The following is a 10,652-nucleotide window of genomic DNA, read 5'->3' as shown; positions in this document are numbered from 1 at the left end:
GTAAGACAAGATGATGTTGTGTTTATGGATGAAAATGGTTATTGCGTAGGTACTGAAAACGGTTTCTATATAAAAACAGAAGGGCTAAATCCTGAACAACAAAGTGTTTTATATAAAGCAGCATCTGCTGATAATGCAGTTTTAGAAAATATAAAAGTTTATGAAGATGGTAAGGTTGATTTTTATGATACAACTTTAACATCAAATGGTAGAGGTGTAATATTAAGAGAAGAAATAGATACTACAGATGATACTGTAGATTTAGAAAAAGCTAATAAAATAATATTTATAACTAGAAGAAAAGATATAGTTCCTCCTGTTATTAAATTAAATCCAGCTCAAGCATTAGACGCATTTATGCTAGGAGAATCTATAGAAACTTCAGCTGGAGATCCAACTAAGGCTGGGCAATCTAAAAGATGTGTAGGTACTAATCCTTTTATAATGGGACCTGAAATAGAAGAAGGATTAAAGCTTAAAGAAATATTACAAGATAATCCAGATATGGAATGCTATATATTAAACACAGGAAGTGTTGGAGCTAAGGCTGATTTTGAAGGTGAGAAGTTAACTATAAAAGTATCTACTACTATAATGAAAGAAATTGCAAGAGATAGTATTGAGTGGATAGAAGATAAAGAGTGGGGCTATAAGGTTGCTAAAGAAGTTAAGGGAATAGATATAGAAAAGTATAATCCAAGAAATTATTATACTAAAGAAGAGTATGCACAAATAGCAAGCAAGTTAAAAGGAGAAAGAGAAGCTTGGTTAAATAAATATGAAAATGTAGAAATGGCAGAAATTGCAGCAACTGAATAAATTATATATACATAGACCCTTACGTCGTGATTCACGACGTAAGGTTTTTTTAGTTATTATAGACTATAAGTTGACATTAGTCTAATTAATAGAAGATAATGAATTAAAGGAAAGCGTAAAAATAAAGGAATCAAAAAAGAAAAAAATTTATACTAAAATATAATTAAACCTATGGTATTGATAAAGGAGATAAATTATGAAAACACTAGAAGAAAAAATAACTATAATTGATAGAATATCTTATGACGATGTAGACTTTGAAGTAATTGCGTACAACAACCTAGAGGGAGCACAAAATGTACAAACAGCAATGGGATTGTTTTTTGCAAATCAAGCAGGACTAAAAATGAAACAAGTAAGAATTAGATTAAATAATAGCTCAGTAAAAACTGAAGCAGGTGCACTGTATTACTACAAAGGAAATATACAATCTAAAAGCAACATAGGTGGAGTAGGTGGCCTATTCAAAAAAGCTATATCTGGAGCAATTACTAATGAAAGTGCTATTAAGCCTACATATATTGGTACTGGAGAAATATTATTAGAGCCATCATACAAACACTATATAATGATGGAATTATCTAAGGAAAGTATAATAGTTGATAAAGGAATGTTTTATTGTTGTTCAGAGGATATAAGGATTAAAGGAGTAGCTCAAAAGAATATATCAGCTACTTTATTAGGAGGAGAAGGAATATTTCAAATTGAATTATCTGGAACAGGTATAGTAGTTTTAGAGTGCAATGTGCCTAAAGAAGAGTTGATAGAATGCGATATTACACCAGGAGAAGAACTAAAAGTAGATGGAAACTTCGCAATAGCTAGAACAAAAGGTGTAAATTTCAGTGTTACAAAATCTGATAAAAGCTTATTTGGTTCAGCTATAAATGGAGAAGGTCTTTTAAATACATTTACAGGATGTGGTAAAGTTTGGATAGCACCAACTCAACCAATGTATGAAAAAATGAACTATGGACTTCCAACTCACAATAACTCTATGAATAATACATCACCTCGCCAAAAGGGTTAATTAACTATCTGAAAAATGTAATACCTTGTAGAATATTATATTATTCATGAACGAATAGTGAAATTTTGAATATATATATATTAAGGAGGTTGTAATATGAATCATAGATTATTATTTTTTGGTTGCTGTAAATGTTGTAGAAGACGTTTTTTATTTTTCTTGCTTTGTCCTTGCTGTGGACGCTGTAGAAGATGTTGTAGATGTCGTTAACTTATAAATAAGATATTAAATTATAAAAATGGTCTATAGAGCTTTTAAAAGGTGTCTATAGACTATTTTTTGTACAACAATTTATACATATAGCCTTAATAATAATTTTCAGGTATGATATAATAATTAATTAGACCAAAAGAAAATGTCATATTTAGCAAACACATATAATTATGACACACTTTAAGTAAATAAAAGTTTTATAATTGAGTATTAAGGATAAAGATAAAGAGTCAAAGAAAATATAAAGCATAGTAATAAAGGAGGAAAATCCATGACAATAGACAGAAATAAACTAACTCCTATGATGAAACAATACTTCGAAGTTAAAGATAGATATCCAGATTGTATATTATTTTTTAGGCTAGGGGACTTTTACGAAATGTTCTTTGAAGATGCATTAGTAGCTTCAAAAACACTTGAAATAGCATTGACAGGAAAATCTTGTGGACTTGAGGAGCGCGCTCCTATGTGTGGAGTTCCTTTTCATAGTGCAAATGCATACATATCAAAGCTTGTAGAAAGCGGGTTTAAGGTTGCAATAGGAGAACAAATGGAAGACCCATCTACAACTAAAGGAATAGTAAGACGTGATGTCATAAGAGTAGTAACTCCAGGTACGGTACTTGAGGGAAGTTTACTTGAAAACAAGAAAAACAACTATTTAATGAGTTTATATAAAGAAGGAGAAAATATAGGTTTAACTTATGTGGATATAAGTACAGGAGAAGTAAATGCTACACATTTATCACAAGATAAAGTAATTGAAGAAATAGCAAAAGTTCATCCAACTGAAATAATACTAAATGATTTAAGCTTTATAGATAAGCTAAACAATATAGCAACTCTAAGTAATATATATATAAATGAAAACTTTAGTGAAAACTATTTAGATATAAACATATTAAAAGAATACTTCCCAGAAGTTTACTTACAAAAATTAAAATTTGATGAAAATGGGTTAATAAAAAATAGTTTATCAATACTTTTAAATTATATATATAACACTCAAAAACAAGTAACTTCAAACATTAACAATATAAACATATACAATAGTAGTGAATATATGGTACTTGATATGTTTACTAGAGTTAACCTAGAACTTACACAAACTATAAGAGGTAACAAAAAGAAAGGTTCACTACTTCATGTATTAGATAAAACATCTACTGCAATGGGAGGAAGATTACTTCGTAAGTATGTAGAAGAACCTTTAGTTAATAAAGAACGTATAGAACGTAGGTTAAATGTTATACAAGAAATAAAAGACGATTTCATGCTTAGAGAAGACTTAAATGAAATCTTAAAAAATGTATATGATATAGAAAGAATTTGTGGGAAAATAGCCTTTGAAAAAGTAACACCAAAGGAAATGATACACTTAAAAAATTCTATAGAAAAGCTTCCAAATTTTAAAAATACTATAAACTCATCTAGTGCTAATATACTTAAAAACTATATAGAAAAAATGGACAACTTAGATGATATTTATAACTTAATTCAAGAAGCTATAAAAGAAGAACCATCAATAACAATAAAAGATGGTAACATAATAAAATCAGATTTTAGTGACGAACTAAAAGAGCTTCGTGATATATCTAAAAATGGTGCTTTCATGATTAAAGAAATAGAAAATCGTGAAAAAGAAAAAACAGGAGTTAAATCTTTAAAAATAGGATTTAATAAGGTTTTTGGATATTATATAGAAATAACAAAAGCAAATTTAAGCACAGCTGTAATTGATGAAAGTTATATAAGAAAGCAAACTTTAAGTAATGCAGAAAGATTTATAACTCCAGAACTTAAAGAAATAGAAGATAAAATACTTAATGCAGAAGAAAAAATAAAAACACTAGAATATGAAATATTTGTAAATATAAGAAATACAATATATGAAAACATAGATAGAATACAAAAAACTGCTAAGATAATAGCAAACATAGATGTACTTGTATCATTTGCAACAGTTGCATATATGAATAACTATGTAAAACCTATAATAAATGAAGACAATAAGTTAGATATACAAAATGGACGTCATCCAGTTGTTGAAAACTTAGTAGGTGAAGAGAACTTTGTTCCAAATGATACTTATTTAAATGATGGAGAAAATATAATAAATATAATCACGGGGCCAAACATGGCTGGTAAGTCTACTTATATGAGACAAAGTGCAATAATAGCACTAATGGCACACATTGGTTCATTTGTACCAGCTGAGTATGCAAATATCCCAATACTTGATAGAATATTTACAAGAGTTGGGGCTAGTGATGATTTAAGTCAAGGTCAATCTACGTTTATGGTTGAAATGAGTGAGGTATCTCATATACTTAAAAATGCTACAGACAAGAGTTTAGTAATACTTGATGAAATAGGACGAGGTACTAGTACTTATGATGGTATAAGTTTAGCATGGTCAATAGTAGAATATATTCAAAGAAATATTAAATGTAAAACATTATTTGCAACTCACTATCATGAACTTACAGACTTAGAAAATGAATTTAGTGATGTTAAAAATTATTCAATAGCAGTTAAAGAAGATAGTGATAATATAATATTCTTAAGAAAGATAATTCCTCAAGGTGCTGATAAAAGTTATGGTATATATGTAGCAAAACTTGCTAAGCTTCCAGATGAAGTAATAAATAGATCTCGTGAGATATTAAGTGATTTAGAAAAAAATCATGTATATGAAAGTGTTGCTATAAATCATGATAATAATATAAATCAAATTAAGTTTGACAAGACCAATTCGAATATATGTAATATAGATGCTTTAAGTAAAGATAAAATAGAAAGCTTAGAAAAAGAAATAGAAAAATTAAAAAATGATAAACAACATTTAGAAAATAAGCTTAAATGTATAAATGAAATTGATCTTAAAGATAATGAATTAAAAAATGAGCATGAATCTTTAAAAATTAAGTATGAAGAGTTAACTAAAAATTATAATAAAGAAAAAGCAAACTATAATAAATTAAATGATAAGTATATAAGTTTAAATGAGAAAGTAAATGAAAGTGATGTAGTTAAAGAAGTGGCTGTTGCTCAAATATCTTTTGATAATATAGGTGAAAATAATTTAGTGAATGAAATTATAAACTTAGATATATTAAATATGACACCACTTGATGCTATGAATGCACTTTATATGCTACAAAAGAAAGCGAAAAAGTAGTGTAAAATAATACCCGACAAAGTGAAGTGCTTAGTGGAGGGAGGATAACATGAATAGAATTAATATATTAGATGATTTAACTATAAATAAAATAGCTGCAGGAGAGGTTGTTGAAAGACCTTCTTCTGTGGTTAAGGAACTTGTAGAAAACTGTGTTGATGCAGGAAGTACTAAAGTCATTATTGAAATTATTGATGGCGGAAAGAAATTAATTAGAATCACCGATAATGGTTGTGGTATACCTTCTAGTGAAGTTGATAAATCTTTTTTAAGACATGCTACTAGTAAAATAGAAAAGATAGATGACTTATATGATTTATATTCCCTAGGTTTTAGAGGAGAGGCACTAGCTTCTATATCTGCTATATGCAAACTTGAAATGATTACTAAAACTAAAGATGAATGTATTGGTACTAAGGTTATAGTAGAAGGTGGTAAAGTTATATCAAAAGAACCAGTTGGTGCTAATAATGGGACTACTATTATTATAAAAGATATATTTTATAATACACCAGTTAGACAAAAGTTCTTAAAATCTACTCATGCTGAAACTATAAATATTAGTGATTTAATTAATAAGCTGGCTATAGGAAATCCAAGTATTCAGTTTAAATATATAAACAATAACAAGCCAATGCTAAATACACCAGGTGATAATAAGGTAATAAGTGTTATTAGAAGTATTTATGGAAAAGATGTATGTGAAAATTTAATAGAAGTAGAATATGAATGTAAGCATTTTAAAATAAATGGATATATAGGAAATAATAATGTATATAGATCAAATAAAAATTTACAGCATGTTTACATAAATAAAAGATTTGTAAAAAGTAAGGTAGTACTAGATGCTATAAGTGAAGCTTATAAAGCTATTATTCCTATAAATAAGCATGGTGTATGCTTTTTAAATATAGAAATAGATCCAGCTAGTATTGATGTTAATATACATCCAACAAAGCTTGAAATAAAATTTGAAAATGAAAAAGAGCTTTATATAGAACTTAGAGATTTTTTAAGAAAATCATTACTGAATTCAAACTTAATAGGAAAATATGAAACTTATGACAATAATGTAAATCAATCTAAAAGTACACCGAGTTTAAATACTTTAGATAAAGTTGATTTAGCAGGTTCATCATATAAAGCTGATTTAAGTAAACAAAAAAATATAGATGTTGTGGAAATTGATACTGAAAAACCTATAGATACTTTTTTATCTGTAAGTGATATATTAAATAAAAGTAATAATGAAGATAACTTAAACTATACAAAAAAGAGTAACTTAACAGATAATGAATATAAGAGTATTGAAATAAAAGATAGCAAATTTAAAGATATATATGAAAAAGATATAGATGAGAATTTTAAAAAGGATACATTTATAGAAGAAAATATTAACGAATCTAAGGAAGCTTTACTTATAAAAGATGTAAACCTTGATTTGAATCAATCTTTTTCTATGCATGATTTAGTAGAATGTGATAGAGCACAAAGAAGCCAAGACCTACAAAAAAGCTTAGAAAATAATATACAAAAAGAACCTATTCAGGAAGTATTTTTTAAAGATAATGAGGATAATAAGTTTTCGTTATCTGCATACAATGTAATTGGTACGATATTTGACACATATATAATTTTATCAAAGGATAACTCAATGTATTTACTAGACCAACATGCAGCACATGAAAGAGTACTATATGAAAAGTACATGGACAAGTTTTATAAAAGTGAAATAAACATGCAAATGTTACTTGACCCAATAGTATTAGAAATTTCAAATGTAGATATGTTACAGGTTGAGAAAAATCTAGATTTATTTATGAAGTTTGGTTTTGAAATTGAAATCTTTGGTAATAATCATATAATGATAAGATGTGTACCAACTGTATTTGGTGTTCCTGAAAGTGAGAAATTTATACTACAAATAATAGATAATATAGACGAAATAAAAAATAACTATGAGTTAAAAGGAGAAAAATTTGCCTCTATGGCATGTAGGGCTGCTATAAAAGCAAATGATAAAATCAAAAACTTAGAAATAACTAGCTTATTTAAGCAAATGGAAGAATGTATAAATCCTTTTACTTGTCCTCATGGTAGACCAGTAATAGTAGAAATTTCTAAAAATGAAATTGAAAAAATGTTTAAAAGAATTATGTAGATAGGAAGATAATTATGAAAAAAACACCAATTATAATACTTACAGGGCCAACGGCTGTTGGAAAAACTGAATTATCAATAAAATTAGCGAAATCTTTAAATGCTGAGATAATATCAGCAGATTCTATGCAAATATATGAGTACATGGATATAGGAAGTGCAAAGGTAACTAAAGAGGAAATGAGCGGAGTACCTCATTATTTAATAGATGAAGTAAAACCAGACTTTTCTTTTTCAGTATCGGAGTTTCAAGAAAGAGCAAATAAATATATAAAACAAATAACTGAAAAAGGCAAAAATGTATTAGTGACTGGCGGTACGGGGCTTTATCTAAATTCTTTAATATATAACATGGATTTTGCTAAATCAGATGCTAATAATGAACTAAGAGAAAGTTTAACATTAGAACTTGAAGAACATGGTATAGACTACATGCACGAAAAGCTAAGAGCATTAGATATAGATAGTGCAAACAGAATACACAAAAATAATACTAAAAGAGTTATAAGAGCATTAGAAGTATGTCTTAGCGGAGAAAAAATGAACGATTTTTCTAATGACTTAAGATTTAATGAAAAATATAATCCGATAATAATTGTACTAAATAGAGAAAGACAACATTTATATGAAAGAATAAATAAAAGAGTAGATATCATGATGGATGGTGGCTTAGTAGAAGAAGTAAAAAGATTACTAGATATGGGTTACACTAAGGATATGATATCTATGCAAGGTATTGGATATAAAGAAATAATCAAATACTTAGACGGTGAATATTCATTTGATGAAGCTATAGAAATAATCAAAAGGGACTCAAGAAGATATGCAAAACGTCAGTTAACTTGGTTTAGAAGATATGATAATGCTAAGTGGTTTAATTTAGATGAATATAGTGATAAAGAAATACTTGAAAAAGAAATCATTAACTATATTGAAAAAATGATATAACTTATATAAAATATAATAGAGGAATAGTATAAAATTACTAAATAATATATATTAATCTTTTAAATTTAATTAAGATCTCGGGAGGATATATGCAAATGAAAAATTCAGTGTTAAACTTACAGGACTTATTTTTAAACAATGCTAGAAAAGAAAAAATACCTGTAACTATATATTTAATGAATGGGGTTCAAGTAAAAGGAATAGTTAAGGGGTTTGATAGCTACATAATATTATTAGAAGGCGATAACAAACAGCAAAACATGATATATAAGCATGCAGTGTCTACTATACTTCCAGGAAAGTATATAAGCTTCCAAAATCCTAATCAACAACAAGGAAATAACAATAACTACAATAATAATAGATAATTGAATTAACAAAAATAAAACTCTACAAAGAGCATATAGCTTTGTAGAGTTTTATTTATAAGAAGGCAAATTTAAATCTGATGAAATTAAAGATGTTATATCCAAGTTTATTATATAGTTTAAAAATGCATTTCCTAATAAAAAATCTATATTTAAATCACAGTCATATATAGGTGATAAAAATAAAAATTCTGGATATGCCATACCCATAATATCATTATCAAATTTCAAATATATATTTTGTGAATATTTCACCATATTAGGAGCACACACATTGCTAAGTAAAATACTTTTTATATGGTCTTCCCCCTCTCCAAACGCTTCAAAGAATACTTTTCTACAATTATCTATATACGCTATTGCCTTCACTTTTACTTTTATCTTAAAATCAAAACTTATATTCTCTACTATACTCAAAATTAAATTCGAACAATTTTTATGAACTAAATTTATATAGCTCTTATTTAGGCATATTTTGTCTTTTATAGAATTTAAAGTACAATCAACATTATGTCCATTTACTAAAATTTTTTTATCTACCTTGCATATTTGATATTCAAATTTAGTTTCTAGTATATCTATTTTTGCATTATTTGGTAGCGGACATTCGCTTAATATTTCAAAGTTTATGGGAATATTAGAATTTAATTTATTTATAGTTCTAACGCTGTCATATATTGTGCCTACATTTGCAGGGTGTAACCTTATATTTCTTTTACATACTACATTCACATATAGTCCCTCCTATTAAACATATATTTCATAATATGATAGTTAACAAAAAAGGTTATTGTCATTTTTTAAATTTTGAAAAAAATTTTTTATTTTTATTGTGTCACTTTATAGTGAATATCATATATTGGTATGGAGAAGACATTAATGTCTCAAAAATATAAAAATAATTAAGGAGTGTTTCAATTGGCAATTTGTGGTCAATATACAGTTCCGTATATTCAAAATTTAGAATATGTTTCTCAGGGATTATTAAACATAATAAATGGACAAATATTACCGGGTATAACACCAGCAGCACCTATATTTATAGGCGATTGTGAGGATCTTCCTACAGATGATTCTCAGGTATTTGACTGTGATGATTGGATAAGAATTAAGGATCTATTAATAAAACTTAGTGATGATCCTGCTGATACTGAAGGTTTATTATTAACTCTTTGTAATAACTTAGTTTGTATAATAGAAACAGTACCAATGAATTATGGTCTTAAAGCACAATTTGAAAGATTTAGATGCTTATGCGAATCTTTAGAGTCTAGAATAGATTCTATTCATTGTATAAGGAAATGTGAAGAAGTTATAGGAGATTTATTATGTTTATTAATTCAATTATTAACTAAATTAATATCCGTAGTTTCTAAAGCAGCTACATTAGTGTATTATGCAGATTGTGTATTTAATCAAAAACCTTGTGATAAAACAATACCTACTTTCTTTGAATGTATGACTTGTGATTTTGTAAATGATTTATGTGAACTGGAAAAATTAGTACCTGAATTAAGTGCTATAGTAATGGCGTTCATTTCATGTGATATGGAAAATTGTACACCTTGTGGGACAGCTAAATGTGCTTGTGTAAAACCTAGACCTATTTGCCCTCCTAATATGATGCATGGTTGTTGTCATGGTCATAAACCACCATATGGATATGGATATAAACCTGGTGGATGCGGATGTGGATATAAGAAATGAAACTAACACTAAATTAAAGGATAAGCTCTTTACATAAGAGCTTATTCCTTAAAATATAGAAAAAGGGGGGCTATATATTGATTTGTAATCAGAATTTAACTACTATATATGAATATTTATGTGATATTAAATTTAATCTATTTTGCATTAATGATTGTCATTTAAAAGAGTACGATATAGTCAACAATTTAATTTGTGAATTTTTGGATGAACAATTTTGTAAATC

Annotated in this window: 8 protein-coding genes; 7 read left to right on the top strand and 1 reads right to left on the bottom strand. The window is 27.3% G+C overall.

Annotated features, from left to right (window positions below; all coding sequences use genetic code 11):
* From VLM92_RS15005 to hfq, 6 genes are all read left to right on the top strand, one after another.
* Positions 1–819 (top strand): phosphoenolpyruvate carboxykinase (ATP) (locus tag VLM92_RS15005; protein ID WP_325277132.1); only part of this gene is annotated, 819 nt, incomplete at its 5' end.
* A gap of 196 nt (positions 820–1,015) precedes the next feature.
* Complete coding sequence (locus tag VLM92_RS15000; RefSeq protein WP_325277131.1) at positions 1,016–1,849, top strand: AIM24 family protein; 834 nt, start codon at positions 1,016–1,018, stop codon at positions 1,847–1,849.
* A 484-nt stretch (positions 1,850–2,333) separates the two neighbouring features.
* The gene (mutS, locus tag VLM92_RS14995) at positions 2,334–5,243 is read left to right on the top strand and encodes a DNA mismatch repair protein MutS (protein WP_325277130.1); all 2,910 of its coding nucleotides are present in this window, start codon (positions 2,334–2,336) and stop codon (positions 5,241–5,243) included.
* 49 nt (positions 5,244–5,292) lie between these two features.
* Positions 5,293–7,404, top strand: a complete 2,112-nt coding sequence (mutL, locus tag VLM92_RS14990; protein WP_325277129.1) for a DNA mismatch repair endonuclease MutL — start codon at positions 5,293–5,295, stop codon at positions 7,402–7,404.
* Positions 7,405–7,418: 14 nt separating this feature from the next.
* Positions 7,419–8,351 carry a tRNA (adenosine(37)-N6)-dimethylallyltransferase MiaA gene (gene miaA / locus VLM92_RS14985; RefSeq protein WP_325277128.1) on the top strand — a complete coding sequence of 311 codons (933 nt, stop codon included), beginning with the start codon at positions 7,419–7,421 and terminating at the stop codon, positions 8,349–8,351.
* 95 nt (positions 8,352–8,446) lie between these two features.
* On the top strand, positions 8,447–8,719 hold the full coding sequence (gene hfq / locus VLM92_RS14980; RefSeq protein ID WP_325277127.1) for an RNA chaperone Hfq: 273 nt from the start codon (positions 8,447–8,449) through the stop codon (positions 8,717–8,719).
* 51 nt (positions 8,720–8,770) lie between these two features.
* Here the strand turns inward: hfq and VLM92_RS14975 are convergent, their stop codons facing one another.
* Positions 8,771–9,451, bottom strand: coding sequence for a hypothetical protein (locus VLM92_RS14975; RefSeq protein ID WP_325277126.1), 681 nt, complete (start codon positions 9,449–9,451; stop codon positions 8,771–8,773).
* A gap of 186 nt (positions 9,452–9,637) precedes the next feature.
* Between VLM92_RS14975 and VLM92_RS14970 the strand changes: the two genes are divergently transcribed.
* On the top strand, positions 9,638–10,426 hold the full coding sequence (locus tag VLM92_RS14970; protein WP_325277125.1) for a hypothetical protein: 789 nt from the start codon (positions 9,638–9,640) through the stop codon (positions 10,424–10,426).
* Positions 10,427–10,652: the final 226 nt, after the last annotated feature.

Source organism: Romboutsia sp., assembly GCF_035470145.1.
Taxonomy (GTDB): domain Bacteria; phylum Bacillota; class Clostridia; order Peptostreptococcales; family Peptostreptococcaceae; genus Romboutsia_D.
This window is presented reverse-complemented; position numbering and strand designations above follow the sequence as displayed.